The sequence below is a fragment of the Paenibacillus praedii genome (assembly GCF_049725345.1).
GTDB lineage: Bacteria > Bacillota > Bacilli > Paenibacillales > Paenibacillaceae > Pristimantibacillus.
Window position 1 is genome coordinate 97,375 of sequence record NZ_JBMWAM010000003.1, and the last position, 25,208, is coordinate 122,582.

Here is a 25,208-nt window from a genome sequence, read left to right on the forward strand (position 1 = left end):
AAGCATATATCCATTGCCAATCAGCAGATAGGAGAGATTACAATGAAATTCGATCTACATACCCATCATGTAAGATGCGGACATGCGAACGGCACCATTGAGGATTATATTCAAGCAGGAATAAAAGCCGGGCTTCAGGTTATCGGTATTTCTGATCATTCTCCATATTTCTATCACGAGCAGGATCAACCATCGCCAGGCATTGCTATGGCTCGAAGCGATTTCTCCAGCTATGTGGAAGAGGTTCTGCGGCTTAAAGCAAAGTATGAAGGAAAAATAGAAGTATTGCTTGGGATGGAATCGGATTTTTTTCCACAATACGTCGATTTCTATAAAAAAGCATATGAAGGTGTTCCCTTCGACTATTTGATCGGATCGGTCCATCAGGTTGGCGGAATCAGCATTTTTAACCGCAACCGCTGGAAAGGGCTGAATGAAGAGCAGCATATCAGCGAAAAACAGAGCTATTATAACCTGATTCAGCAATCAGCGCGCAGCGGTATGTTCGATATTCTCGGTCATATCGATGCAATGAAAGGCTACTATCCCGCTTTTTCGGATATTCCTGCGACCGGGTATGTGGATGAAACGCTTCAGGTTATTGCCGATAGCGGCGTCTCGATTGAGATTAACACATCGGGCAGCACGAAGGATGTTGGCGGCTGGTACCCATCGGACGCCATTCTAGAGCGGGCGTTGTATTTCGGGGTTAATGTCACCTTCGGATCCGATGCTCATATACCGGACAGAGTTGGCGATGAGTGGGAGCTTGTACAGAAGAGACTGCAGGAAATCGGCTACACGCAATGGGTGTTCTACCGGAAGCGTCAGCAGGTCGTTGTTCCGTTTTAGACGGATCATTTTGAATAAATGGACAAAAAAAGTGGACCTGCACGCTGCAGGTCCCAAAGGATATATGAAAAAAGGGGGTCTTGTTAATTATAATAACCCGCTAATGTAATAGGACGATAACAGAACGATTTCATTTGTGTAACAAATTTGAGGAGTTGGACTTCGATGTGGCTCATCACGGCCATCAGCAGCGCTATTCTGTTCGGGCTTGCCGGCTGGTGGATGAAGGTATCGCAAATGCGCGGCGGTTCAACAAGGCTGCTGCTGCTCGGTTTATATGCCTCAGGCACGCTGGGCTTCGGTGTTCATGCGATGCTCGAGGGCTCGATAAGGATGCTTGCCCATCCTCAGGTCTGGATTGCAGGTATAATTATAGGTGCAGGCTCAGCCTGGGGCAATGCACTGTTTATGAAGGCACTTCATTACGGTCCCGCAAGCCTTACCTCTCCGCTTACGAATATGAATATCATATTGGTCATTGCTCTAGCGACATGGTGGTACAGAGAGCCGCTTAGCGCCTCTGAAGCAGTCGGTATTACGCTTCTGCTGCTCGCCGTCATTTTCATTGCCCATAAGCGCAAAGAACCTCTGACGATAAAAGAAAAACGCTGGTTCGTGCTTGTTGCTGCAGCCATTGTATTATTTGCTTTACGGAATGGCGGGCTTAAGGTAACGGACGAGCTCGGTCTGCCTAGCGCGCCTATTCTGTTTATTGCTTATGCGCTATCCCTGGCTTGGTTCTTTATCCCGTCCAAAGAGACGGTCACAGCATCTGCCAAAAGAACAGGTCTACGGCTTGGAATCATTGCCGGACTATTCTCTTATGGAGGTCTTCAGCTTTATGCTGTCGCGCTCGCAACCGGTCAGGCGAATCTTGCAGCTCCGATTTTTGCGACCAACAGCCTTGTTGTCGCTGTCGGTGCCATTGCAATTTATAAAGAAAAGCTAACCCTTGTACAATCGGCGTCTTTTGTTTTAACTATAATAGGGTTGATTATTATTCGGTTATAGTTATGAAATAAACTTACTTTTCGTTCGTTCATATGCTACAATAGGAGTACAAAAAGTGGGGTGATATAGTTGGATTATTCGACAATGTGCCCAAAGTATGAAGCTGCGGCCGACATATTAGGTAAGAAATGGACTGGCCGAATTATTCGGGTGTTGCTCGGAGGACCAAAACGGTTCAAAGAGATCAAAGAACAAATACCCGAAATGAGCGACAAAATGCTAACGGACCGGATGAAAGAGCTAGAATCTATTAATATTATTAAACGACAGGTTTATCCTGAGATGCCTGTACGAATTGAGTATGAGCTAACCAGCAAAGGGCATGAGCTTGAGCCCGTCATCGAATCCATTCAAAAATGGGGCGAACAATGGATGTAATTAAAAACCGCTGATGCGGTTTTTTTTATTTGACCATCCTGCCGAACGTCCCTAATTGACAAAGGATTTATCATCTATTATTATTGATAATAATAATCAATATCAAATAAGTGAAAAAAAGAAACCCCCGAATGTTCCGAGGGTTCGATAAGATCCATACAATAATACGTCTTAAACGCTAAGCCATTTCTTAAACATATGCTTTGTTGTATCCTTGTTGATTGCAGCAATTGAGGTCGTAAGCGGAATGCCCTTCGGACATGCGCGAACGCAGTTCTGCGAGTTGCCGCAGCCTTCGATACCGCCATCAGTCATTAGCGCATCGAGACGCTCCTCTTGATTCATCTCCCCTGTCGGGTGAGCATTGAACAAGCGAACCTGAGAGATCGCAGCTGGACCGATAAAGCTATTGCGGTCGTTAACATTCGGGCAGGCTTCAAGGCATACGCCGCAGGTCATGCACTTGGACAGCTCGTACGCCCATTGGCGCTTCGTCTCAGCCATGCGCGGTCCTGGTCCGAGATCATAGGTTCCGTCGATCGGAATCCAAGCTTTCACTCGTTTAAGCGCATTAAACATACGCTCGCGATTGATAACAAGGTCGCGAACGACAGGGAATGTGTTCATCGGCTCAAGACGAATCGGCTGCTCCAGCTTATCGATGAGCGCGCTGCATGCTTGACGCGGCTTGCCGTTAATAACCATCGAGCAAGCGCCGCATACCTCTTCTAAGCAGTTGGAATCCCAGCATACAGGTGCAGTTGCAGCGCCGTCCGCCTTCTTCGGATTACGTTGAATTTCCATCAAACCGCTAATGACGTTCATATTCGCGCGGTAAGGAATTTCGAATTCTTCCGTATAAGGCTTTGAATCAGGAGTATCTTGTCGCGTGATGATAAACTTAACCGTTTTTGTAGCTACAGTCGTTTCAGCCATCGTTATTCTCCTTTCTTCTTATCGCTCGAGTAGTCGCGTTTACGAGGCTTGATCAGACTAACATCAATATCCTCGTACGAAATTTGCGGGCCTTCCTTCGTCCATTTCGCAATCGTCGACTTCATGAAATGGTCGTCATCACGATCTGGAAAATCAGGCTTGTAATGAGCTCCGCGGCTCTCGTTACGCAGAAGCGCGCCGAGTGTCATGGCTTCGGAAAGCTCAAGCATATTCCATAATTGACGCGTGAAGGCTACGCCAGCGTTGTTCCACTGCGCGGTATCGTTAATGTTAATGTTGTTATAGCGCTGCTTAAGCTCTTTGATCTTCTGAATCGTAGCTTCCAGCTTGTCATTAAAGCGAACGACCGTCATGTTGTTCGTCATCCACTCGCCAAGCTCCTTGTGGATTACGTATGCATTTTCGGTACCGTTCATTTTGATAATGTTGTTGTATTTGTCGGTTTGCTGCTTCGTTGCGCGATCGAATACGGAGGATGCTACATCTTCAGCCGATTTCTTCAGACCTTTAATGTATTCAACCGCTTTCGGTCCGGCAACCATACCGCCGTAAATGGCAGACAACAAGGAGTTCGCGCCAAGACGGTTAGCGCCGTGGTATTGATACTCGCATTCGCCGGCTGCGAAGAGTCCGGGAATATTCGTCATTTGATTGTAATCGACCCACATGCCGCCCATCGAGTAGTGAACCGCCGGGAAGATTTTCATCGGGATCTTACGAGGGTCATCGCCCATGAACTTCTCATAAATTTCAATGATACCGCCAAGCTTAACATCAAGCTCCTTCGGGTCCTTATGGGACAGATCAAGATAGACCATGTTCTCCCCATTGACACCCAGCTTCTGATCTACGCACACGCTGAAGATTTCACGTGTTGCAATGTCACGAGGAACAAGGTTTCCGTAAGCCGGATATTTCTCCTCCAGGAAGTACCAAGGCTTGCCATCTTTATAAGTCCAGATACGACCGCCCTCACCGCGAGCAGATTCGGACATCAAGCGAAGCTTGTCATCACCCGGAATAGCCGTTGGGTGAATTTGAATGAACTCACCGTTCGCGTAGTTCACGCCTTGCTGGTACACTGCGCTTGCCGCAGTACCTGTGTTGATAACCGAGTTCGTCGTTTTTCCGAAAATAATACCAGGGCCGCCTGATGCCAGAATAACCGCATCCGCACGAACGGTATGAACCTCCATAGAACGCAAATCCTGTGCCGATACGCCGCGGCAAATGCCGTCGTCATCAACTACTGCGCCAAGGAATTCCCAGTGCTCGAATTTATTGACCAGCCCCGCTGCTTCCCAGCGGCGAACTTGTTCGTCCAATGCATACAGCAGCTGCTGGCCAGTCGTCGCGCCCGCGAATGCTGTACGGGAATGCTTCGTCCCGCCGAAGCGGCGGAAGTCAAGCAAGCCCTCGGACGTGCGGCTGAACATAACGCCCATCCGGTCCATCAAATGAATAATGCCCGGTGCTGCGTCGCACATTGCTTTAACGGGAGGCTGATTAGCTAGGAAGTCGCCGCCATATACGGTATCGTCGAAATGCTCCCATGGCGAATCGCCTTCTCCTTTTGTATTAACCGCGCCGTTGATTCCGCCCTGCGCGCATACGGAGTGGGAACGTTTGACCGGAACAAGAGAAAACAAGTCAACATGCACGCCTGCTTCAGCCGCTTTAATGGTAGCCATTAAGCCGGCCAGACCGCCGCCAACGATGATAATTTTATTTTTTGCCATAACGCTTCGCTCCTTGTCTTCAAACTAACCGATATTCGTAAGTGTCCATGCTGCACTTGCAGCTTCCTTGAACTCGTTGCCGCTAAATGCGATAAGTGAAAGTATAAACAATGCGGAAACGATAACAAAAATACCCATGCAAATGTACGAAGAAATGCGCTGCGCTCTAGGATTAATCGTAATTCCCCAGCTTATGAGGAATGCCCATAGTCCATTGCTGAAATGGAATACAGCAGCAAGCACCCCGATTACATAAAGGACAAAGTATGTCGGATTGCTCGCGATATGATGCATCGTGGAGCCAAGCTCTTCATGTGTAATATTGCCGAGGTAGATTTGCATCCTTGTTTGATATACGTGCCAGAACACGAATACAAAGGTAATAACCCCTGTAACTCGCTGAGCGGTAAATGCCCAGTTGCGGCCGTATTTAAAGCGTCCTGTATTAGTGTTCGATTGATATGCGACATATAAGCCGTAAATACCATGGAACAATAACGGGAGGTAAATACCGAAAATCTCGAGCACTGGAATAAGCGGCAAGCTGTTGATCAAATGCACGCCCTTGTCGAAGCCTTCGGGTCCTCGCTCAAACGCCTGGTAATTTGTCAATCCGTGCACGACGATAAATCCGCCGAGTGGAATGATCCCGAGAAGCGAGTGAAGCTTGCGCGAGAAATACGAATTTCCTTTCATGTCATTCCTTCTCCTTTCAAAACTGTGAGTGCTCTCATGCATTTTTAACAAATCATTCTACATTGTAACCCCAGCATGTACACCCGTCAACAATTCTTGACACAGATTAGCCATACTTCCCATCCTACTCCTTTTCAGCTTATAATGGAATTGCTTATTTTTTATAAATTCTTATAACAAAACGACATAAGGAGTACTTCCATGAATGAAGAGATGCATGTGTTCACCGTTATCGTTGAGCAGTCAAGCATGAACAAAGCATCCGTCCTGCTCAATTTATCTCAGCCTGCGCTATCACGCAAAATAGCGAAGCTAGAGCAAGAAATCGGTACGCCTTTATTCCGCCGCATCGGAAAACGACTAGAGCTCACCCGAATCGGCCAGCTTACCTATGAATACGCGCTCGAGGTGAGGCAGCTGCATCGCAAATATTTGCAGGCCGTTTCTGACTTCACCGCCCTAGGCCATACTACGCTGACGATCGGCGCCAGCCTGACGACGCTGCAAACGACGCTGCCCGATCTCATTCGCACTTTGACGGACACCCATCCGGAAATCGATATTAAAGCCGTTACCGGCAAAACACATGAAATTGTCTCGCTGGTCCGCGATCATAAGGTTGATATCGGAGTCGTTGCTTCCAGCATTGAGGACTCGACGCTGCGCTGCATTCCGTTGTTCGAGGATCATCTATCGCTCGTGCTCCCGCGTAATCAGGTCATTACCGATAAAGGAACGCTGGGCATTCAGGATTTGACCGGCATGCCGATGATCCTGTTCTCCAAAGGAACATGGTACCGTCTGTTGACGGACGAGCTGTTCGATAAATATCATTTGCAGCCGGATGTGCGAATGGAGATTGACTCCTTCGAAGCGATCCTTCGCTTGCTGCACACCTGCAGAGCAGCAACCCTGCTTCCGCACTCCTATATGCGCCATCAGCTGCTTGAGGATAATGAGCTTCTCGTCATTCCGATCCGCGAGCTGGAGGATACGAAACGCATGACATCGCTTATCCATGCCGATGGAGCCGCATTAAGCCCTACTGTACGGATGTGGATTAATGAAATAGCCGCGAACTTCCCTACGCAAAAGGACAGCAGCTTCTAAAATAAGGCTGCTGTCCTTCATCTTTTCCAATTAAACTATTAAACATCCGTACAAAACACTAACGGATAACCGTAGCCTCAAAATCCTCAATCTGCTCATTTGTACCAATAATAACCATGACATCGCGTTCCGTCAGCACATCAACTGCGGTAGGCGCAATAATAATGCCGCCAGGCTTGTTAATCGCTACGATGCTGCAGCCAAACCGAGCCCGCGGATTGAGATCATGAAGCGATTTACCGTTTAAGCATTGCGGTACGGCTAGCTCTGCGATCGTGTAATCCTTGGAAAGCTCGATGTAATCAAGTAGGTTAGGCGAAACTAGCTGATGCGCTACTCGAATTCCCATATCACGCTCTGGATAAACGACGCGATCGACACCAATTTTCTCAAGCACACGACCGTGCAGCTCACTCATAGCCTTAGCCACAACCTTCTTTACACCCAGATCCTTAAGCAGAATCGTCGTCAAAATACTTGCTTGTATATCATCGCCAATCGCAACGACACCGCAGTCAAAGTTGCGCACGCCAAGCGATCGCAGCGCCTCTTCATCCGTACAATCGGCAGAAACCGCATACGTCAGCAAGCTGCTCATATCTTGAACGGCCTCCTCGTCCTTATCAATACCGAGCACCTCATGACCAAGCTCTACCAGCTCCCGTCCCAGACTAGAGCCAAATCGTCCCAGGCCGACTATTACAAACTGACTTTTCTTAATCCCCACTTGTGTTTCCCCTATCCAATCGTAATTTTCCCTTCAGGATGCCGGTACAATTCTTTTTCTGCTCCGTTACCCAGCGCATAAGCTAGCGTTAACGGTCCAAGCCGCCCGGCAAACATCGTAATGGCAATAATAATTTTGCTAATCTCGGACAGCTCTGGCGTTAAGCCAAGCGATAATCCCACTGTGGCGAATGCCGAGGTCGCTTCGAACAATAAATCAAGGAACTTATGATCCTCTATCATGGAAAGCAGCATCGTGACGAAAACGACGAGCCCAAGCGACAGCATCGTAATCGTTAATGCTTTAAAGATGCGGTCCTTGCCCAAGCGATAGCGGAATAGCACAATATCCTCACGACCTCGAATCATGGCCAATACGGCCCCGATCAGCACAGCGAACGTCGTCGTTTTGATCCCGCCCCCCGTCGAGCCCGGAGAGGCCCCGATAAACATCAATATAATTATAAAAAACTGTGTAGCTTGACGCAGTACACTCAAATCAAGCGAGTTATAGCCGGCTGTCCTCGGCATAACCGATTGGAAAAACGATGAAAATAATTTCCCTCCCCAATCGAGCGGGCCCAGTGTCAAATGGTTCGAAAATTCAAATATGAAAATGACCACCGTTCCGAATGCAATAAGCGAGCCAGTCATCGTTAAGACAACCTTACTGTGCAGTGACAGCCTGCGATTTTTGCGAAGCTCCGACAAGTCTGACAAGACGACGAAACCCAGACCCCCGAACACAACAAGCAGCATCGCTGTAATATTCACAACAGGATCGGTGACGTACATCGTCAAGCTTCGAAAATCGCCAAATATGTCAAAGCCGGCATTGTTAAAGGCTGAAATGGAGTGGAAGATGCCAAAATAAATCGCTTTGCCGAGCGGCATATCCGCTGCGAACCGGAATGCAAAGAATGTCGCGCCAATCAGCTCTATGGTCAGAGAATAAATAATTACGCGCCGAATTAAGCGAACGATTCCTTCCATGCTGGCCTGATTCATCGCTTCTTGCAAAATCAGCCGCTCCCTCAAAGAAATCTTCTTGCGCAGCACGAGCGCGAAGAGCGTGGCCATCGTCATAAACCCTAAGCCGCCTAGCTGAAACAGTACCATTAATATAATTTGACCCGGAACAGAGAAATAAGTTCCTGTATCCACCACCACCAGACCTGTAACACAGGTGGCTGAGGTCGCAGTAAATAACGCGTCTATAAATGGAAGCCGGTCGCCAGTTGCCGAAGCAAAAGGCATAGATAGCAGGAAAGCTCCTAATAATATAATAAGCGCAAAGCCCGTAACCAAAACACGCGGCGGAGACCCTTTCCATATATTCCAACTGATTTTCATGTACCAACCTTCTTTTGCATGTTGTGTTATAATCGGCAGGCACTCTGCGGGCATAAAAAAAAGCACTGGAAACTCAAGTGCTCTGTGCGATGAGTCCTGTTCCAATACGCCTACGAGGTTAGCTGACGGATTCGGGCCTGGACAGGCGGCCCTAATTAGCTTGAGAAAATGTTCCTCTTGCTAAAATTCACCCCTTGCCTCCGCATGAGAACAGCTTGACGAGCAGCTTGTTTCATTTTGTGCGACGGCTTTATGGTTCCCCCGTTTTCCTAAGGAAATTCGGCTGTGTTATTCATTTAGTATGACGTTTACGATTATAATCCCAAAGCAGGCCCCATATAAAGCTTGCATTAAGTACAAAAGAGACGATTTTTGACCAAAAACGGGCAACCGCCAATAACAGCATCCCTAAAGCTTGTTGCACATCGTTATTTCTCATTCTATTGACCGCAAACGTACTTTTGGGTTGGATAATTCAGGGATTAATATGATATGGTAATGGAATAGTACATTTAATAATACATTTACTTGAGGTGAACTAATGATCGATTCAATTAAACCGAATGAATGGAAACGATTTGTATGGGCCGCTCTCGCCTGCTTTGCTATTTATCTATACTTGGATATTAGCCCGATGTTGAAGTCAATTTCTTCAGGCGAATATGTTACAAAGGTAATTGACAAATCAGAAGCGGAACAGCAGGCCGCAGCGTTCGCGGAGCAGCAAGCCGGACTCGCGGTCAAATCCGCTAAAGCCGTGCATCAAACAGATAAAATGATGAATGGCTACCTGTCCAAGGAAGAACTAATTACAGACTACAGCGATCAATACGACGCCCGTTACCCTACGGATACCTTTCAGGTCGAACTAAAATTCGAGCCGCGGGGCAGCGGCTTCGTTTATGTGCATATGCAAAGCGGCGACGTCGTCGCTTGGAACCTTCATATAGATGGACAGCCGCTTGCCGAAGCAGATATCGAGCAGGCTGCCGCCGACTTTTTAGTAAGCCAAGGCTTTCGTACAGAGGAAATAAGCAGCGGGCAAGTGTTTGAAAATGGCGAATGGTATTCGAAGCCTGCAGGCTACAGCATAAAAGATGCGGCACTAAACGTGGACGTAGACGCCCGCTTCATTGATAACCGCGTAGTCATTACAAAATACAAGCCTGCCTTCGTCGCACCATCTGACTATGTCAAGTATGTAGAAGGACAGGATTCGCTGGCTGGCTGGCTGACCGGCATCGGGTACCTTTGCATGAGCATTGTATTGGGCATTCTAGCCATTATTTACGCAGTGCTTTATCGCAAATTCACCTCGTTTAAGTATGGGATTGTGCTGACCATCATATTCTTTATTACTTATGTCATCATGAATCTGAACGTTCTGGACGGGATTCGCGCATCCATGGGCGAAATGGATGCTGCTGACTCCGCTATTCTCATTACGGCCATCTTCACCGTATTCCTTGCCATTCCGATGGCAGGCTCCATTTACATCTCGCTTATCGCCGGCGACGGGCTGTGGAAGGCGCAGGGGCGCGCATTGTGGCCACGCTTCGGGCAGCAGGGCTACGGAAATTATGTTTGGCGAAGCATGGGCTTGTCGTATTTATTCGCGATCATCCTCTTCGCCATACAAGCCGTCATATTTAGAGTTCTCGAATTCACGATCGGCACATGGAGCACAACAGATGCCACACAATCGCCCTATAACATGGGCATCCTATGGCTTATGCCTGTTCTTGCCTGGGCGGCAGCCATATCGGAGGAAGCGGTGTTCCGTTTCTTCGGGATCGGTTTGTTCCGCAAATGGTTCAAAAACACATTCGCCGCAGCGCTGCTGCCGACATTATTCTGGGCGCTTGGACATGTCATGTATCCATTCTACCCCTCAACAACAAGGTTAATAGAGCTAATGATTATCGGGCTCCTATTCAGTTTTATATTTGTGCGATACGGGCTCATTACAGCGATGTTTACCCATGCGATATTTAACAGCGTTGCCGTTGGTATATCGTTGTTGACAATCGGTTCAGCGCCAAACATCGTTTCCGCTATTTTCTTCACTATCCTGCCTGTACCGATCGCTTGGATGATCAAATATTTCAGCAGCAAAAAAGAAAAGAAGCCGTCCGTTACGACGACTCCTCATTTAGAGCAGCAATAATTTGAGAAGCTAACTTTTCACCGATAGATAGGGGCCGAAAGTCTTCGACTGCGGCCTCTTTTATTTTTTTAATAGAACCAAAATGCTTCAGCAGCACCTTTCGGCGCTTCTCGCCAATGCCGGGAATCGAGTCCAGCTTCGATTCAATCATCGACTTGCCGCGCTGCTCGCGGTGGAACGTAATCGCAAAGCGGTGAACCTCATCCTGTATGCGCTGCAGCAAATAAAATTCCTGGCTGTCGCGCGGCAGCGGCACAATTCCAGCCGGATCGCCCGTCATAAGCTGCGCCGTTTTATGCTTTGCATCCTTCACCAGGCCGCATACGGGAATATAAAGGCCAAGCTCGTTTTCCAATATGTCCAGCGCTGCCGATATTTGACCCTTGCCTCCGTCGACAACGATAAGATCAGGCTGCGTCAGTCCCTCCTTCAGTACCCGCTCATAGCGTCTGCGAATCACCTCGCGCATCGTCTCATAATCGTCAGGACCTTGTACGCTCTTCACTTTATATTTGCGGTATTCCTTACGGTCCGGCTTGCCGTCTGTGAATACGACCATAGCGGACACAGGGTTCGTGCCTTGAATATTCGAGTTATCAAACGCTTCAATACGGCGAATCTCCCCCAGCCCTAACCAGCCGGCCAAAGATTCCGCAGCCTTGACACTTCGCTCCTCATCCTTCTCGATCAACCGGAATTTCTCGTCAAGCATGACCCTGGCATTGTCTATTGCCATGGTCACGACCTCACTCTTGCGGCCGCGCTGCGGCATGAGCACCTTTACCTTCAGCCAGCTATGGAGGGACGCAATCACGTCATCCGCTCGCGATCCAGCCTGCTCCTCAGGCGTGAATGCTTCTTCCTTCGTTTCTTCGGCAGCCTCTTGCTTAACAGGAGGCTCTTCCTGGACGAACGCGTCAGCCTGCTCCTGCTCTGGCGGCTGCGGCAGCAATATTTGCTTCGGCAGCGCTGGATTGTCGCTGTAATACTGCGTGACGAAGGTCATAAAGTCATCATAAGCTTCCCCGTAATAAGGAAATGTCGTCCCACGCCGCTCGATCAGCTTGCCATGGCGCATATATAAAATTTGCACGCACATCCAGCCTTTATCAACGGCATAGCCAAAAATATCGCGGTCAAGCGCATCCGACATCGTAATTTTCTGCTTCTCCATCACCTCGTCGATGGCGATGAGCTGGTCACGAAATTCCTTCGCTCGTTCGAACTCAAGCTGCTCCGCTGCTTCCTCCATTTTGCGCTGAAGCTCGGCTTTCACAACGTCTTGTCCGCCGTTCAGGAAACGGGTTATTTCCTGCGTCATCCTGTCATACTCCGACTGCTCCACATCAAATTCGCATGGCGCTATGCATTGCCCCAAATGATAATAGAGACATACTTTATCCGGCAGCGTCTTGCACTTGCGCAGCGGATAAAGGCGGTCAAGCAGCTTCTTCGTCTGCTGCGCCGCGTAAGCGTTCGGATACGGTCCAAAGTACTTGCCTTTATCCTTTACGACCCGGCGCGTAATTTCCAGCTTTGGGTGTTTCTCATTCGTTATTTTTATATAAGGGAAGGTTTTATCGTCCTTGAGCAGTACGTTATACCTCGGATGATGCTGCTTAATTAAATTACATTCAAGAATAAGCGCCTCCATATTGCTAGAGGTCACGATAAATTCAAAGTCGCGAATTTCCGATACGAGCCGCTGTGTCTTGCCGTTATGACTACCGTTAAAATAGGAGCGCACCCTGTTTTTGAGCACCTTTGCTTTACCGACATATATGATAACACCATCACTATTTTTCATTAAGTAACAGCCCGGCTGATCAGGGAGCAAGGCTAGCTTGTTCCGTATATTTCCTTTGGCTTCCGCGAGCTGCTGCTCGGCCTGACGCCAATCCATTGACTGTTGATCCATGCTCTCACCTCCGACTGCCATAACATTCTGTACACATTTTAGCATAGTTGGACGTTATTTTGTCTTACAATTGTCACCGGTAATTGCTTTACTTTGCTTTACAACTGTTCGGAACTTTGGGTATACTAATGAAAGCCAAGCTTCTTTCAAGGAGGACGTCAACCATGGAAAACATAAGAGATCCGCGCGAGCATTACAACGAAGAACCGCGCCACGACTTAATGGATGTTGTATTCGGTTTTGGCGGCATGCTCGCTTTTATGACCGTTATTTTCGCCGTAGCCGTAATTGTGAAGTTTATCATCTCGTAATGGGGAGGGAGCAGCGTGCTGCTCCTTTTTTTATCTTCACCCAAAAAAGCTCCGCTAACACGGCCAACAGCCACGTTGCGGAGCTTTTTACAGTTAGCTTCAATTGTTCTACTGCACAATGCGGAGCGTCTCACCAGCGGAATGGGCCTCGCGCGACCGGGACTGCTGCTTTGGCTCGGAGGGAGCCTGCTTCTGGGAAGATCCGTCATAGCGGGTTCTTTCCGTCCGGTCGATCTGTACGATTCTACCATCATGAACCGTAATGGTAACTTGCCCATAAGAAATTCCACTTACCTGATCGGCAATACGCTCCAACCAGTGCTGATCCGCTTCAAACGGCTTTGCCATAGAAAACCCCTCCATTTTTTATTGTTTTTAACCCTCTGGTATGACGGCTTTTTGCTGACCGGACTTCCATTCCACAATACTTTTCACAATTAAAGTGACGACTGCCAGCATAACAAGCAGCGATGCGACCGCGAACGATGCGGAAAACTGATATTCGTTATACAAAATCTCAATATGGAGCGGCAGCGTGTTCGTTTCGCCGCGAATGTGGCCCGAGACGACAGATACAGCTCCGAATTCGCCCATCGCCCGCGCGTTGCACAAAATGATACCATACAACAATCCCCATTTGATATTCGGTAGCGTTACCCTCCAAAATATTTGCCAGCCCTTCGCTCCGAGGCTTGCTGCCGCCTCTTCCTCCTGCACGCCTTGAGCCTGCATGAGCGGAATAAGCTCACGCGCAACGAACGGCACCGTTACGAACACCGTTGCGAGCACCATGCCCGGAAGCGCAAAAATAATTTGTATTCCCCGCTCGTTGAGCCAAGGTCCGAAAAAGCCTTGTGCGCCGAATAGGAGCACATAGATTAAACCGGAAATGACAGGCGATACGGCAAAGGGTAAATCAATGAGCGTAATAAGTATGTTTTTGCCCCGAAATCGGAACTTGCTGATGGCCCAGGCCGCCGCGATACCGAAGATTGTATTGATGGGGACAGCAATCAGCGCAACCATTAACGTAAGTCTAAGCGCCGCCAGCGCATCCGGTTCAGTAATGGAGTCGATGTAGACCCCCACGCCTTTCTTGAAGGCTTCAACAAATACCGAAACAAGCGGCAATAAAACAACGAGACTAAGAAAAAGCATAGAGATTCCAATAAGCGTCCAGCGAATAGGTGCAGATTCGGTTATATGCAGAGGCCGCTTTGCAGCCTCATCAGAGGTGTGGACGGTGATTGCTCCAGCCATATTAGATTCCCTCCATCGTAAGACTTGGCTTATTCCGTTACTGTGCGGCGATTCATGCGCCACTGCAGCAGATTGATGACCAGCAGCATAAGGAAGGACACTACAAGCATAACGAGTGCGATTGCGGTAGCTCCGGCATAATCATACTGCTCCAGCTTCGTCATAATAAGGAGCGGCGTGATCTCCGTCTTAAGCGGCATATTGCCGGAAATAAATACAACCGAGCCATATTCGCCGATACCTCTTGCAAATGCAAGCGCGAACCCTGTTAACAGCGCTGGCATAAGCTCCGGTAAAATAACCTTCCAAAATGTCCGCAGTCTGTATGCGCCTAGTATTACGGCAGCCTCTTCCGTTTCCTTCTCTAAATCCTGCAGCACCGGCTGAACAGTTCGGACAACAAACGGCAATCCAATAAAAATAAGAGCAATTGTGATCCCGATCGGGGAGTAGGCAACCTTGATGCCCAGCGGCTCTAACAGCGAGCCTACCCAACCGTTCGGAGCATAAATTGCGGTCAATGCGATCCCGGCAACGGCTGTCGGCAGCGCAAACGGCAAATCCACCAAGCTGTCTACCAGCTTTTTACCCGGGAATCGGAATCTGACCAGCACCCATGCGATAATTAAGCCAAACACGGCATTTACAACCCCCGCTGCGAAAGCGGTAGTAAAGCTGATCCGGTAGGAAGCTAATACTCGGGCGCTTGTTACTGTGCTCCAAAACTCCTGCCAGCTAATCTCCATTGTTTTGATAAAAACGGCTATCAGCGGGATTAAAACGATGATGCCTAAATAAAATAATGAAAATCCTAGCGACAAGCCAAAACCCGGCAGAACGTTGCGGTTACGGGGCTTGGAACCTTTCATGTGAAGTCAGCTCCAATCTTCATCAAATCGGTCATTACGAGCCTGGCGTATAAATTTTGTCAAATACGCCGCCGTCCGCAAAATGCTTCGACTGCGCTTCCTTCCAACCGCCGAAATCCTTGTCAATGGTCAAAAGCTCAAGCGCTTTGAACTGCTCCTCATACTTAGCCGCTACCTTTTCGGAGATCGGACGATAGTAGTTTTTCGCCGCAATTTCCTGCCCTTCTTCTGTATACAGATATTGCAGGTAAGCTTCAGCCACTTCACGGGTTCCGTGCTTATCTACCACTTTGTCGACGATTGCGACTGGCGGCTCTGCCAAAATACTAAGCGACGGATATACGATTTCGAACTTATCCGGACCAAGCTCATTAATGGACAAGAAGGCTTCGTTCTCCCATGCGAGCAATACATCCCCGATACCGCGTTCTACAAAAGTCGTCGTTGATCCGCGGGCTCCGGAATCAAGCACCGGCACATTTTTGAACAATTGAGCTACAAATTCCTGCGCTTTAGCTTCATCGCCGCCGTTCTGCTTCAAAGCAAAGCCCCAAGCCGCGAGATAGTTCCAGCGTGCGCCGCCAGAGGTTTTTGGATTTGGCGTGATGACCTCTACCCCTTCCTTCACGAGATCGTTCCAATCCTGTATGCCCTTCGGATTTCCTTTTCGGACCAAGAACACGATTGTAGATGTATAGGGGGAGCTGTTATGCTTGTATTTTGATTGCCAATCCTCATTGATCAGACCTGATTCCACAATCGCATCGATGTCGTAGCCAAGCGCCAAAGTAACAACGTCTGCCTTTAGTCCGTCGATGACGGCGCGACCTTGCTTGCCGGATCCGCCATGTGATTGTTTAATGGTAACCTCTTGGCCGGTTTCTGCTTTCCAGTGCTTGGCGAATGCTTCATTAAATTCAACATAGAGCTCTCTGGTCGGGTCATAAGATACGTTCAGAAGCTCTACTGGAGACTTCGGTTCTTCCTTGACCGGCGCATTCGTTGCGGCCGTATCCGTACCTCCTGAGCCATTACCCGGTTTATTGCTCTCGTTGTTGGTTGTTTCATTGCCGCCTCCTTGACCGCAAGCGGCCAGTACCAGCGCCAATAGAAAAATAATAACGACGGAACGAACTTGAGTAAGCTTTCTCATAAGAATACACCCCTTAATAAATTTGACAGGATAACGGAAATCGACGTATGCCTTACACTTCTTGCAGCAGCAGCAAGCTCATTCCGCGGTCAAATAGGTGTCTACTCCGGTTCGTCCGGTAGTTAAACAATTATTCCTACCTGTTTAGTTGGTTATGTGTGAATATTACCAGCGTCCCCCATAAGCTGTCAATACATTATTTTTAAAAAATTATTGTTTTCATAAGCGAAGCTTATATAGGCTTTTGTCGCAGGATGAGCGAGTGGTTGCTGTAAGCACGTATGTGTTCTTGATTTCAGGAAATAAAAAAGGATGTCCCATGGGTTTATTAAGACCCTTGAAGACATCCATTTATAAACAGTCCAATTATTTCCGACCGCGCTTATTGTCTCCCGCGACCATGACTACCTCCACATAAGGCCGTATACGATCCATAATTCGCTGGCCTTTGTGAAGCTCATCGCCATCCTTGTTCGTGAAGCTAAAATGCTTCTCCAGCGCATCCATCTCGTAATTGGACGTATAGAACGTCGGCTTGCGCTGCATTCTATAATTTAGGATGGCACCAAGCACATGGTCGCGCACCCAAGGATTCAAGTTTTCCGCACCCATATCGTCGAAGATGAGAAGATCCGTTTCCTTCATCATCTCGACCGTTTCCTTCAGCTTGCCAGGCTCATGCATCAGCGATTTCAGGTCCTCCACAAAGTCAGGCATATAGACGATCACGCCAGAATATCCCGCCTTCGCAAGCTCGTGCAGCAGGTAGCACATAAGAAAGGTTTTGCCCGTGCCAAACCGTCCTGCCAAATACAGTCCTTCCTCCTGCAGACCATGCTCCTTCGTCCGGTCGATATAGCGGAGCACTTGTCCCACTGCTTTCATGCGTTCTGGATCATTTTCCAAAATCTCATCCGATGAGTATCCGCGCTGCAGTGCCTTCTCATCGATGTAAAAGCTGCGGATGCGGCTCCGAATTTGGTCTTCCTTTTGTCTAGAGATAAACTTCTTGCAAGCAGCCTTGCGATCATTTAACTGGGTATAGCCATTCACGGTATCGCAGCTCAGCAGCGTGTAGTGTCCCTCGAAATCATTCGGGCAATTCTCAAGACCCGGACAATTGGAGCAGCTCTTATATTCCGTTACATACTGGTAAACGCGATTGAGATTGATTCGGATGGTATGCTCATCCAGCTCGGGATATTTGTTCCGAAGCTTCTCGACAAGCGGCTCCGCGAGCAGCTCTTTCAGCTTCTGTTCAGCCTGCTCCGTTATCGCTCGACCTGTTGGCCATGCCTTCAGCATTTCGCCTAAAGATTCCATAGTCCGCTCACCTCACCCCTTTATTTTCCATCCAATTTTCGTGCCAGCTTTCGGAGCTCTTCAAGCTCTTCCGCTGATACAGCCCCGCCGGATTGACCGTTCTGTACGATCGGGATAGCTGGCTTGCGCGATATGCCGCGACTGCCTCCGCTTCGAGCGCCGCCTTTTGCTCCGCTATAAGCTCCACTCGTACCGCTATAGACTGCCGCTTCCTTACGACGCTCTTTGTCCTGCTCAATCTGCGCTTGCTCCCTTACATATTGCACGGCCTTCTCGAAGGTATCGATTTGCTTAACCAGCATGTTTGATGCCACAGCATCAAGAAAGGTTTTTGTTACACGCTGAGCATCATTCGCTCCAATAACATAATGAATAAGAACATTAATAACTGGCGCTGCCAGCTTATAATTCAAGTCGATTCGTTCAAAGACGCGCTCGATCCACTCCGGCACAGCACCAGGGAAAAACCGCTGCAGGAATCGTGTATGAGGCTCATTGCGCATCAGCATATTGTATTGCTGTATATCACAACGCCCCATCAGCTGATTCGGCACCTGCAAATAATGCTGCTCCTTTACCTCATACTCCTCCGTCAAATCATCTGTGTCGACTGTTTCCTCACTTGTTATAATCTGCGTGCGAGCGAGCGTGCGCTCACGTTCGCCTTCTCGTTTCTTATCCTGTCGATAAAGCTGATTGGCTCTCAGCTGAAGCTCGTCAATATTCAACTCGCCGCTATCGTTGAATACAGCGTCCTCATCAAGCAGCCGGCATAGATCAGGTACGTTCAAGCTATATTTGTAAGCGACATAGTTGACCTGCGCCAGCTGCTCCTCATCACCTCGAAGCCGTTCCACAAAACGGCGGTTCGCAGAATTACGGGGAAAACGCAAAATGATTTCGCCATATGGAATACCCGCCGTTGCAAGCGCAGGCCTCGAAGACGCTTGGCGCGAGGGCGCGACCTCAGCAAGTGCCTGCTCCAGCTCATCATCGACGGATTGCATATTAAGCTTGAACAGCTCATAAAACGGAACCGAAATATTTTCCTTGGTCAACTGTGCACCTGCCAGCTCATCCGGCTCATTCGCACCAAATGATTCACGCAAGGAAATAACTGCATATTTGCCTACTTTATCCCGCAGCAGCATCGTCAAATGCATATTGCGGAAAAATTCGGCAGGCGAGAGCGGCTGCGCCAGCTCGTATTCATAAATAACATCACCATTATCGGGTAAACCGAGCCTTGACGTCTGCAGCAGACCGACTGCTTCCAGCTTCGATGCCTGCTCGATCAGATACTTGCGTCCCTGTTCATTCATCTCCAGCCCCAAACCAAGAAACAGCTTGCGCTGCGGCTCTAGTGTGGAATATCCTGAGCATCCCTCCGCAATTCCGTGATACAGCTGCTGATAAAATGCGACTGCAAAACCGCCAACCATCGGCTGATAGATTAGCGATAACATTTTATAGTCCAAGCTGCTTAGCGAAAAATCACGAAATATATAATACCGGTGATGTTCTGTATATTGCAATATATTATGGATGCGCATTGCATCGACTCCATCCCTTGCTTTCTCTCTATCATTTTAGCATAAAATCCACGCTCCAGGAGGAGTCAAAAAAATAGAAAAATCCCCCGAATGAGGGATTTTCGTATTAAAACATTTTGTATCCGCCCTTGCGCAGCGCTTGAATGGCCCAACCGCTTACATAGGCACCAACCAATGCGCCAATTACAGGAATATAATCTATTATTGTATAGTTTGAAAAATTTTCTACCGTAGCCGTAGCGTTCGGATCCCAAGGCGCCCATATGCCAAGCGGAATCAATACGAGAATAAACAAATAGATTGGAAACCATGTTGTCTTTAACAGCATATTCAAAATAAAGCCGATGCCAAACATCATAACCATAAAGAGCACCGTCGCTATTATTAATTGCAGCATCCAAACTTCCCCTTTCAGACTCTCGTTACTTAGTTTAATTAATGGGGCTGTGGAAGTCAATTGAATGACGACAAATGTCACAAGACCGCCATTTGCTCCGCTTAGCCACATTACGATACAATGGTTGCAGCATCATTAAAGAGCTTGAAAGGAGCATTTATCTTATGAGTGAAGCAGCACAGACATTAGAAGGCTGGTACGCGCTGCATGATTTCCGCAGCATCGATTGGACGGCTTGGCGCTTAGCCGATGAAAGCGAGCGCAAACGCGCATTAGATGAGCTGCAGTCGTTCCTGCAGCAGTGGACAGAGGTTGAAACGAATAAACAAGGCAGTACCGCTGTATATTCCATAGTCGGTCAGAAGGCTGACTTCGTATTCATGCATTTGCGCGAGACGCTCGAGGAGCTGAACGCCATTGAAATGGCGTTTAATAAAACATCGTTCGCAAGCTTTACTTATCCTGTGTATTCATACGTAAGCGTTGTGGAGCTAAGTAATTATATGGCTAAGCCGGGCACCGATCCGATGGATAACCCGGAGGTTGCCGCAAGACTGAAGCCTGCTCTGCCGAAGGCTAACCACATCTGCTTCTACCCGATGAACAAGCGCCGGGAGGGTAGCGATAACTGGTACATGCTAAGCATGGACGAGCGTCGCACAATGATGCGCAGTCACGGCATGATTGGACGCTCGTACGCCGGCAAGGTCAAACAAATCATTACCGGCTCCGTCGGCTTCGACAATTGGGAGTGGGGTGTAACCCTCTTCGCGGACGATGCTCTTCAATTTAAAAAATTGATTTACGAAATGCGTTTTGACGAGGTTAGCGCGCGTTTCGCAGACTTTGGCGACTTCTATGTCGGCAACCTTCTCGATGAGCGGAAGTTCGCTGCCTTACTGCTCGTCTAAATTTGTAAATATTATAAAAAGGCTCTCCGTGATCGACCTGCACTTTCATGCAAGTTGATAATGGAGAGCCTTTCTAATTAGTTATCGTCTTCCTCGTCATCTACATCCAAGCCAAGACGCTTTGCTTCCAAATAATCCTGTGTCGCTTTGTCTCGCGCTCGCCCTTTGTCCTTCAAACGCTCGATGGCGGGCTGAATGAGCAGGTCAACTTCCTTCTGCACCGTATAGGCCAAGTCATACCGTGTTTGCGATTCCAGATAGGAACCGACCTCCATCAACGCGTTGTAACGATCAAGCTCATCTCTCGTTAACAAACCGCGGACTTGTACGCTGCAGTGTCTCATTATAGAAACTTCCCTTTACGAAGTACAAGCGGAATACCGCCGATAATGAACAAGTAACGAAGGTCGATCATTTTTTTCAGCCAAGCTGCGGTTCGGCCTTTGTATTTCTTTCCGAAAGCGATACCGATTGCTTCACCTTTACCTAGCGATGCCACAGTGCCCTTGTTGCTGAATGTAAAGTTCTTCAGCGGCTGATTGCGAATCGAAGCCACAAGATTGTGCGCGCACACAACACCTTGCTGCATCGCGATTTGGGCAGTTGGCGGGTAAGGACGACCTTCCGGATTAAACATCAACGAGTTATCCCCAACAATATAAATGTTCTCTGTACCTGGCGAACGAAGGAATTCATCCACCTTCACGCGGCCGCGCATCGTTTCGAAGCCAGCCTCTTCAATCAGACGGTTACCGCGGATACCTCCGGTCCAAATAACGGTCTGTGATTTAATCTCTTCTCCTTCACCAACAATAACACCCTCTGGCGAACATTCCTTGATGGCCGTACCAATACGGAAGGTTACGCCCTTCTTCGTCAATACATCCATTCCGTACTGAACAAGCTCAGGATCAAAGCCTGGAAGCGCTGTTGGAGCAGCTTCAATATTATAAATTTTGACAAGCGCTGGATCTACGTCGAACTGCTTGCAAAGCACAGGAATACGATCAGAAAGCTCGCCTACGAATTCGATGCCCGTGAAGCCTGCGCCGCCGACGATAAATGTCAAATAGTCCGTACGATGAGGCTCGCGTTTATAACGGGCGAATTGATATTCGATATGCTCACGGATCAAACGAACCGAGTTGATGCTTCGGATGTTCATGGCATACTCGCCCAGGCCTGGAATACCGAAGGTTTCCGGCTCGCCGCCAAGACCGATGACAAGGTAATCATAAGAGAGTGTGCCATCCTCCAAAATAACCTTCTTATCTTGCGGACGAATTTGTACGACCGTTGATTTTACAAAATCAATTTTAAATTCATCGATTAATTTGGAAATGCTCACGCGCGCATTTTCAGGGTTATCGGTACCCGCAGCAGGCATATGAAGATGAGTAGTAATATAGTGGTAGTCGTGTTTATTCACGAGCGTTACGTCTGCTTCATTGTAATTAAGTTCCTTTTGCAGACGCAGCGCTGTCAAAATGCCGCCATAGCCCGCGCCAAGAATAACGATTTTGGGTATGTTACTCATAGTATGATCCCATCCATTCCTAATGTCTTTTTATATTGTGAAAAATTACACAAGCATACCAAAAAAATAATGAGATATGTTCAGTGTGTTCATTTTGAAACCTTTTTATCAGTGTGCTTCTCGCTGCAGATGGAAGATTACTCCATTTTTTGCAGCCAGTCCGTACATTACATACATCAGAAATATTACAGAGTTTTCATAAAAAGTTCAAGAGCAAAATGTACGAAATTGTTTAGAACTCTATACAAATTAGTTGTTTCCTTCTTCCAGTACGAAAGATTATAATGATAACCGTAAAGCTTACTTTGGAGGTGGTTATATTGTCTAATACGGAAACATCCGTCACCCCTGTGGATATCCTTATTATCGGAGGCGGACCTGCAGGATTGTTCGCTGCTTTCTATGGCGGAATGCGCCAGGCCTCGGTCAAGCTCATCGAGAGCATGCCGCAGCTGGGCGGTCAGCTTGCAGCCCTTTATCCTGAAAAATACATTTACGACGTTGCAGGGTTTCCTAAAGTAACGGCGCAGGAACTTGTGGACCGGCTCATCGAGCAGCTTGAGCATTTCAAGCCGGAAATTTGCCTGGAGGAGAAAGTTGTGAACGTCATCAAGCATGATGAGCGGCTGTTTGAAGTTGTGACAGACAAAGCCGTTCATTATGCCAGAGCCGTTATAATCACTGCTGGAGTTGGAGCATTCGAGCCCCGCCGGCTTGAATTGCCGGAGGCCGCAGGCTATGAGAAAACAAATCTTCATTATTTTGTCGGCGATTTGCAGCGCTTCAAGGGACAGAGGGTGCTCGTAAGCGGCGGTGGCGACTCTGCGGTCGATTGGTCGCTTATGCTCGAGCCTATTGCAGAAAGCGTCACGCTCATTCATCGTCGCGATAAATTCCGGGCACATGAGCACAGCGTCCAAAATTTGATGAGTTCATCGGTGAAGGTGTTAACGCCAGTAGAAATTACAGCCCTTCACGGTGATCAAAACATTAACAAGGTCATCTTAACCGATGTTAAAAGTAAAGAAACCTCCGAGCTGGAGGTTGATGCTGTTATCGTGAACTTCGGCTTCATCTCATCACTTGGACCTATAGCTGACTGGGGGATCGATATTCAAGGCGGCTCCATCATTGTGGATACAAGAATGGAGACGAATGTAGCTGGCATTTTCGCAGCGGGCGATATAACAACCTACCCGGGCAAGCTCAAGCTGATTGCTGTCGGCTTCGGTGAAGCACCAACGGCTATCAATAACGCGAAGGTATACGTCGATCCAACTGCCAAGCTTTCACCTGGTCATAGCAGCAACATGAAGCTGTAATACAGCATTAGCATTAAAACAATACAATTAAGGGTATCCTAACCATGGCAAAATCATGACATGTGCCTATCGCATCTATATGCGCGGCACGCCGAGGAGGATACCCTTATGCTTTGTCCCGTTTGCAACGGATTACAATTACTTCAAGAAAGCTGCCCTGCTTGTAACGGAGAAGCAGTCGATTTTGGACGCTTGTCCGATTTGGCTGGCCCTTATTCCCCATACGGGCAAATTGACGAGCAGCTTTCTCATGACGACATACAAATGCACGACAGCCCCATCTGCAAACATCTTATTTATTGTCCGTCCTGCACGCAAAAAACTGAGGTTTCGATTACAGAATGGCGTTAAGCTTCTATTAAAATGATGAACTCACTAAGCTGTAATTTTACGAGCCTCTGGGTTAACATGTCTACGCTTCAATTCAACAGCTAACATTCGAATAAAGTCTGGCTCTAGTTGAAATTGAATAGCTGCATAATAAGTTTCTACCAGCATTTCGTCAGATAGTAGCTCCATTACTACACACCCTTTCTTCCATCCTTTGGTGATTACTATCTCATAGTAGCATGGTACTATTCCAGAGGACAACAGTCCTACTTACGCACACAATACTGTGGATACAGTGTGAATAGCATGTGCATATTTATCGAATGATGAGGAATATCAGCGTGGATAATGTGGATACAGTTATCCACAACCAGAAGATGCCTCAAATCAATAAAAAACTTTAATTGAATACTATAAATCTATCAATGGAATATATTAACAGCGTTAAATCTTCTCACGAAAAAAAGCCCAATCGAAGGCTTTCTTCCTATCCTGTCGTGTTCCCTATACCGCTTCGCTTATTGTGGCCTGGTGTTCACTTCGATGATCCAAATCTTGCCCTGCTTATCGATACCATAATCGAAGCCCAACTGCCCAATACCTGGATACTTCAATTCCAGTACACTAGTAGACAATACGGTAAGCTCTCTCATCTTCGCTTTCTTATCAGATACTTCCTTAGAGGACAAGGAACGGCTAATTCCTTTTGAAGCCGAAACCATCTTACCTCCGCGACATAAATTTGTGACAAACAAACCTTTCCTGGCAATACGACCGACCATAGAGCGGTAAACCCAGCCGGACTCCGTCTTCACATACTTTACGCGGTAATCGATAGGCTTGCCGTCTACAGTAGCCAGGTAAATCCCTTTTTGAATAAGGTATGAACGACCTTTACGTTGCTTGTTGAGACTAGCTTTTAACTCTTCAAAGCTAGTAAATCGTTTTGTCATTGAATAATAGGTATAGGCATATCCATCGCTATCGTGCATCACCTTTATCACACCATGACCTCCAGCACCTACCACAGGCTTCACAACGACCATCTGATGCTCATTAAGCATGCTCCGCAAATTACCGGATGTAAACTTTTTTGTAGGGGGGATATGCGGAGCTAGAATTGCGTTGGTCAGCAGTGCAGCAGTCTTAGCCCACTTACTGGCAAGCTGCCTACCCTGGTGTTGACCCAAAGCCTTCACTCTCCTTTCCTGCTGCTTCATCCATAGCATATGATTACGTGCTATCTGTCTCTTGGATGAATGTCGTTAGTTAAGAGCCTTTATTACCAAGCCGCGATGCGAGCTTCAGTTTGCGATTTTATTAGGATTCGAATAA

Annotated in this window: 26 protein-coding genes and 1 riboswitch; of the genes, 8 read left to right on the forward strand and 18 right to left on the reverse strand. The window is 47.8% G+C overall.

Going from position 1 to position 25,208, the window contains the following annotated elements; all coding sequences use genetic code 11:
* Positions 1 to 42: 42 nt before the first annotated feature.
* The 3 genes from ACO9K6_RS04535 (at position 43) to ACO9K6_RS04545 (ending at position 2,241) form a co-directional block, all read left to right on the forward strand.
* Entirely contained in the window at positions 43 to 852 is an 810-nt protein-coding gene (locus ACO9K6_RS04535) for a histidinol-phosphatase (RefSeq protein ID WP_424766356.1), read from the forward strand.
* A 165-nt stretch (positions 853 to 1,017) separates the two neighbouring features.
* The gene (locus tag ACO9K6_RS04540) at positions 1,018 to 1,863 is read left to right on the forward strand and encodes an EamA family transporter (RefSeq protein ID WP_424766357.1); all 846 of its coding nucleotides are present in this window, start codon (positions 1,018 to 1,020) and stop codon (positions 1,861 to 1,863) included.
* A 69-nt stretch (positions 1,864 to 1,932) separates the two neighbouring features.
* Positions 1,933 to 2,241 carry a winged helix-turn-helix transcriptional regulator gene (locus tag ACO9K6_RS04545; protein ID WP_424766358.1) on the forward strand — a complete coding sequence of 103 codons (309 nt, stop codon included), beginning with the start codon at positions 1,933 to 1,935 and terminating at the stop codon, positions 2,239 to 2,241.
* Between the two features lie 171 nt (positions 2,242 to 2,412).
* Here the strand turns inward: ACO9K6_RS04545 and sdhB are convergent, their stop codons facing one another.
* The 3 genes from sdhB to ACO9K6_RS04560 are packed head-to-tail and all read right to left on the reverse strand — an operon-like array spanning position 2,413 to position 5,633.
* Positions 2,413 to 3,177 (reverse strand): succinate dehydrogenase iron-sulfur subunit, encoded by a 765-nt coding sequence (gene sdhB / locus ACO9K6_RS04550; RefSeq protein ID WP_424766359.1) that lies wholly within the window; start codon positions 3,175 to 3,177, stop codon positions 2,413 to 2,415.
* Positions 3,178 to 3,179: 2 nt separating this feature from the next.
* The gene (sdhA, locus tag ACO9K6_RS04555; protein WP_424766360.1) at positions 3,180 to 4,937 is read right to left on the reverse strand and encodes a succinate dehydrogenase flavoprotein subunit; all 1,758 of its coding nucleotides are present in this window, start codon (positions 4,935 to 4,937) and stop codon (positions 3,180 to 3,182) included.
* Positions 4,938 to 4,961: 24 nt separating this feature from the next.
* Positions 4,962 to 5,633: a succinate dehydrogenase cytochrome b558 subunit gene (locus tag ACO9K6_RS04560; RefSeq protein WP_424766361.1), complete on the reverse strand. Its 672-nt coding sequence runs from the start codon at positions 5,631 to 5,633 to the stop codon at positions 4,962 to 4,964.
* A 201-nt stretch (positions 5,634 to 5,834) separates the two neighbouring features.
* Here ACO9K6_RS04560 and ACO9K6_RS04565 point away from each other — a divergent pair, with 201 nt between their 5' ends.
* On the forward strand, positions 5,835 to 6,743 hold the full coding sequence (locus ACO9K6_RS04565; protein ID WP_424766362.1) for a LysR family transcriptional regulator: 909 nt from the start codon (positions 5,835 to 5,837) through the stop codon (positions 6,741 to 6,743).
* A gap of 58 nt (positions 6,744 to 6,801) precedes the next feature.
* Here ACO9K6_RS04565 and ACO9K6_RS04570 read toward each other — a convergent pair whose 3' ends face one another.
* Together ACO9K6_RS04570 and ACO9K6_RS04575 are read right to left on the reverse strand one after the other, a co-directional pair.
* Entirely contained in the window at positions 6,802 to 7,464 is a 663-nt protein-coding gene (locus ACO9K6_RS04570) for a potassium channel family protein (RefSeq protein ID WP_424766497.1), read from the reverse strand.
* A 17-nt stretch (positions 7,465 to 7,481) separates the two neighbouring features.
* Complete coding sequence (locus tag ACO9K6_RS04575) at positions 7,482 to 8,822, reverse strand: TrkH family potassium uptake protein (protein WP_424766363.1); 1,341 nt, start codon at positions 8,820 to 8,822, stop codon at positions 7,482 to 7,484.
* A gap of 92 nt (positions 8,823 to 8,914) precedes the next feature.
* A riboswitch (cyclic di-AMP (ydaO/yuaA leader) is annotated at positions 8,915 to 9,117 on the reverse strand.
* 246 nt (positions 9,118 to 9,363) lie between these two features.
* Between ACO9K6_RS04575 and ACO9K6_RS04580 the strand changes: the two genes are divergently transcribed.
* On the forward strand, positions 9,364 to 10,989 hold the full coding sequence (locus ACO9K6_RS04580) for a CPBP family intramembrane glutamic endopeptidase (protein WP_424766364.1): 1,626 nt from the start codon (positions 9,364 to 9,366) through the stop codon (positions 10,987 to 10,989).
* Here the strand turns inward: ACO9K6_RS04580 and uvrC are convergent.
* The gene (gene uvrC, locus ACO9K6_RS04585; RefSeq protein WP_424766498.1) at positions 10,958 to 12,892 is read right to left on the reverse strand and encodes an excinuclease ABC subunit UvrC; all 1,935 of its coding nucleotides are present in this window, start codon (positions 12,890 to 12,892) and stop codon (positions 10,958 to 10,960) included. The genes ACO9K6_RS04580 and uvrC overlap by 32 nt on opposite strands.
* Before the next feature lie 179 nt (positions 12,893 to 13,071).
* Between uvrC and ACO9K6_RS04590 the strand changes: the two genes are divergently transcribed.
* Positions 13,072 to 13,218: a YqzM family protein gene (locus ACO9K6_RS04590; protein ID WP_424766365.1), complete on the forward strand. Its 147-nt coding sequence runs from the start codon at positions 13,072 to 13,074 to the stop codon at positions 13,216 to 13,218.
* A gap of 108 nt (positions 13,219 to 13,326) precedes the next feature.
* Here ACO9K6_RS04590 and ACO9K6_RS04595 read toward each other — a convergent pair whose 3' ends face one another.
* From ACO9K6_RS04595 to ACO9K6_RS04625, 7 genes are all read right to left on the reverse strand, one after another.
* Entirely contained in the window at positions 13,327 to 13,566 is a 240-nt protein-coding gene (locus ACO9K6_RS04595) for a YezD family protein (RefSeq protein ID WP_424766366.1), read from the reverse strand.
* 27 nt (positions 13,567 to 13,593) lie between these two features.
* On the reverse strand, positions 13,594 to 14,478 hold the full coding sequence (gene cysW, locus ACO9K6_RS04600) for a sulfate ABC transporter permease subunit CysW (RefSeq protein WP_424766367.1): 885 nt from the start codon (positions 14,476 to 14,478) through the stop codon (positions 13,594 to 13,596).
* Positions 14,479 to 14,507: 29 nt separating this feature from the next.
* Positions 14,508 to 15,347, reverse strand: coding sequence for a sulfate ABC transporter permease subunit CysT (cysT, locus tag ACO9K6_RS04605; RefSeq protein WP_424766368.1), 840 nt, complete (start codon positions 15,345 to 15,347; stop codon positions 14,508 to 14,510).
* Positions 15,348 to 15,381: 34 nt separating this feature from the next.
* On the reverse strand, positions 15,382 to 16,500 hold the full coding sequence (locus ACO9K6_RS04610; RefSeq protein ID WP_424766369.1) for a sulfate ABC transporter substrate-binding protein: 1,119 nt from the start codon (positions 16,498 to 16,500) through the stop codon (positions 15,382 to 15,384).
* 366 nt (positions 16,501 to 16,866) lie between these two features.
* Positions 16,867 to 17,823, reverse strand: coding sequence for a primosomal protein DnaI (gene dnaI / locus ACO9K6_RS04615; RefSeq protein ID WP_424766370.1), 957 nt, complete (start codon positions 17,821 to 17,823; stop codon positions 16,867 to 16,869).
* 20 nt (positions 17,824 to 17,843) lie between these two features.
* Positions 17,844 to 19,376, reverse strand: a complete 1,533-nt coding sequence (locus tag ACO9K6_RS04620; protein ID WP_424766371.1) for a replication initiation and membrane attachment family protein — start codon at positions 19,374 to 19,376, stop codon at positions 17,844 to 17,846.
* A gap of 106 nt (positions 19,377 to 19,482) precedes the next feature.
* On the reverse strand, positions 19,483 to 19,773 hold the full coding sequence (locus ACO9K6_RS04625; protein WP_424766372.1) for a YuiB family protein: 291 nt from the start codon (positions 19,771 to 19,773) through the stop codon (positions 19,483 to 19,485).
* Positions 19,774 to 19,937: 164 nt separating this feature from the next.
* Here ACO9K6_RS04625 and hemQ point away from each other — a divergent pair, with 164 nt between their 5' ends.
* Positions 19,938 to 20,684 carry a hydrogen peroxide-dependent heme synthase gene (gene hemQ, locus ACO9K6_RS04630; RefSeq protein ID WP_424766373.1) on the forward strand — a complete coding sequence of 249 codons (747 nt, stop codon included), beginning with the start codon at positions 19,938 to 19,940 and terminating at the stop codon, positions 20,682 to 20,684.
* 77 nt (positions 20,685 to 20,761) lie between these two features.
* Here hemQ and ACO9K6_RS04635 read toward each other — a convergent pair whose 3' ends face one another.
* Both ACO9K6_RS04635 and ACO9K6_RS04640 read right to left on the reverse strand, forming a co-directional pair.
* Complete coding sequence (locus ACO9K6_RS04635; RefSeq protein ID WP_424766374.1) at positions 20,762 to 21,028, reverse strand: hypothetical protein; 267 nt, start codon at positions 21,026 to 21,028, stop codon at positions 20,762 to 20,764.
* Positions 21,028 to 22,221 carry an NAD(P)/FAD-dependent oxidoreductase gene (locus ACO9K6_RS04640; protein WP_424766375.1) on the reverse strand — a complete coding sequence of 398 codons (1,194 nt, stop codon included), beginning with the start codon at positions 22,219 to 22,221 and terminating at the stop codon, positions 21,028 to 21,030. The genes ACO9K6_RS04635 and ACO9K6_RS04640 overlap by 1 nt, the downstream gene beginning before the upstream one ends.
* A gap of 320 nt (positions 22,222 to 22,541) precedes the next feature.
* Here ACO9K6_RS04640 and ACO9K6_RS04645 point away from each other — a divergent pair, with 320 nt between their 5' ends.
* Positions 22,542 to 23,543, forward strand: a complete 1,002-nt coding sequence (locus tag ACO9K6_RS04645) for an NAD(P)/FAD-dependent oxidoreductase (RefSeq protein WP_424766376.1) — start codon at positions 22,542 to 22,544, stop codon at positions 23,541 to 23,543.
* A 138-nt stretch (positions 23,544 to 23,681) separates the two neighbouring features.
* On the opposite strand, the gene ACO9K6_RS04650 is transcribed toward ACO9K6_RS04645, so the two are convergent.
* The 3 genes from ACO9K6_RS04650 to ACO9K6_RS04660 all read right to left on the reverse strand — a co-directional run bounded on the left by ACO9K6_RS04650 (position 23,682) and on the right by ACO9K6_RS04660 (position 25,063).
* Positions 23,682 to 23,834 carry a hypothetical protein gene (locus tag ACO9K6_RS04650; protein WP_424766377.1) on the reverse strand — a complete coding sequence of 51 codons (153 nt, stop codon included), beginning with the start codon at positions 23,832 to 23,834 and terminating at the stop codon, positions 23,682 to 23,684.
* Positions 23,835 to 23,918: 84 nt separating this feature from the next.
* Positions 23,919 to 24,062, reverse strand: coding sequence for a sporulation histidine kinase inhibitor Sda (locus ACO9K6_RS04655; protein ID WP_424766378.1), 144 nt, complete (start codon positions 24,060 to 24,062; stop codon positions 23,919 to 23,921).
* Between the two features lie 329 nt (positions 24,063 to 24,391).
* The gene (locus tag ACO9K6_RS04660) at positions 24,392 to 25,063 is read right to left on the reverse strand and encodes a YheC/YheD family protein (RefSeq protein WP_424766379.1); all 672 of its coding nucleotides are present in this window, start codon (positions 25,061 to 25,063) and stop codon (positions 24,392 to 24,394) included.
* Positions 25,064 to 25,208: the final 145 nt, after the last annotated feature.

Excerpts from the sequence above, each read along its gene's own strand:
- uvrC (WP_424766498.1), bottom strand. The coding sequence starts at position 12,892 with ATGGATTGGCGTCAGGCCGAGCAGCAGCTCGCGGAAGCCAAAGGAAAT.
- sdhA (WP_424766360.1), bottom strand. The coding sequence starts at position 4,937 with ATGGCAAAAAATAAAATTATCATCGTTGGCGGCGGTCTGGCCGGCTTA.
- ACO9K6_RS04535 (WP_424766356.1), top strand. The coding sequence starts at position 43 with ATGAAATTCGATCTACATACCCATCATGTAAGATGCGGACATGCGAAC.
- ACO9K6_RS04560 (WP_424766361.1), bottom strand. The coding sequence starts at position 5,633 with ATGAAAGGAAATTCGTATTTCTCGCGCAAGCTTCACTCGCTTCTCGGG.
- dnaI (WP_424766370.1), bottom strand. The coding sequence starts at position 17,823 with ATGGAATCTTTAGGCGAAATGCTGAAGGCATGGCCAACAGGTCGAGCG.
- ACO9K6_RS04565 (WP_424766362.1), top strand. The coding sequence starts at position 5,835 with ATGAATGAAGAGATGCATGTGTTCACCGTTATCGTTGAGCAGTCAAGC.
- ACO9K6_RS04620 (WP_424766371.1), bottom strand. The coding sequence starts at position 19,376 with ATGCGCATCCATAATATATTGCAATATACAGAACATCACCGGTATTAT.
- ACO9K6_RS04650 (WP_424766377.1), bottom strand. The coding sequence starts at position 23,834 with ATGTTTGCAGATGGGGCTGTCGTGCATTTGTATGTCGTCATGAGAAAG.
- ACO9K6_RS04590 (WP_424766365.1), top strand. The coding sequence starts at position 13,072 with ATGGAAAACATAAGAGATCCGCGCGAGCATTACAACGAAGAACCGCGC.
- ACO9K6_RS04580 (WP_424766364.1), top strand. The coding sequence starts at position 9,364 with ATGATCGATTCAATTAAACCGAATGAATGGAAACGATTTGTATGGGCC.
- ACO9K6_RS04635 (WP_424766374.1), bottom strand. The coding sequence starts at position 21,028 with ATGAGACACTGCAGCGTACAAGTCCGCGGTTTGTTAACGAGAGATGAG.
- sdhB (WP_424766359.1), bottom strand. The coding sequence starts at position 3,177 with ATGGCTGAAACGACTGTAGCTACAAAAACGGTTAAGTTTATCATCACG.
- ACO9K6_RS04540 (WP_424766357.1), top strand. The coding sequence starts at position 1,018 with ATGTGGCTCATCACGGCCATCAGCAGCGCTATTCTGTTCGGGCTTGCC.
- ACO9K6_RS04640 (WP_424766375.1), bottom strand. The coding sequence starts at position 22,221 with ATGAGTAACATACCCAAAATCGTTATTCTTGGCGCGGGCTATGGCGGC.
- hemQ (WP_424766373.1), top strand. The coding sequence starts at position 19,938 with ATGAGTGAAGCAGCACAGACATTAGAAGGCTGGTACGCGCTGCATGAT.
- cysW (WP_424766367.1), bottom strand. The coding sequence starts at position 14,478 with ATGGCTGGAGCAATCACCGTCCACACCTCTGATGAGGCTGCAAAGCGG.
- ACO9K6_RS04655 (WP_424766378.1), bottom strand. The coding sequence starts at position 24,062 with ATGGAGCTACTATCTGACGAAATGCTGGTAGAAACTTATTATGCAGCT.
- cysT (WP_424766368.1), bottom strand. The coding sequence starts at position 15,347 with ATGAAAGGTTCCAAGCCCCGTAACCGCAACGTTCTGCCGGGTTTTGGC.
- ACO9K6_RS04595 (WP_424766366.1), bottom strand. The coding sequence starts at position 13,566 with ATGGCAAAGCCGTTTGAAGCGGATCAGCACTGGTTGGAGCGTATTGCC.
- ACO9K6_RS04610 (WP_424766369.1), bottom strand. The coding sequence starts at position 16,500 with ATGAGAAAGCTTACTCAAGTTCGTTCCGTCGTTATTATTTTTCTATTG.
- ACO9K6_RS04625 (WP_424766372.1), bottom strand. The coding sequence starts at position 19,773 with ATGCTGCAATTAATAATAGCGACGGTGCTCTTTATGGTTATGATGTTT.
- ACO9K6_RS04575 (WP_424766363.1), bottom strand. The coding sequence starts at position 8,822 with ATGAAAATCAGTTGGAATATATGGAAAGGGTCTCCGCCGCGTGTTTTG.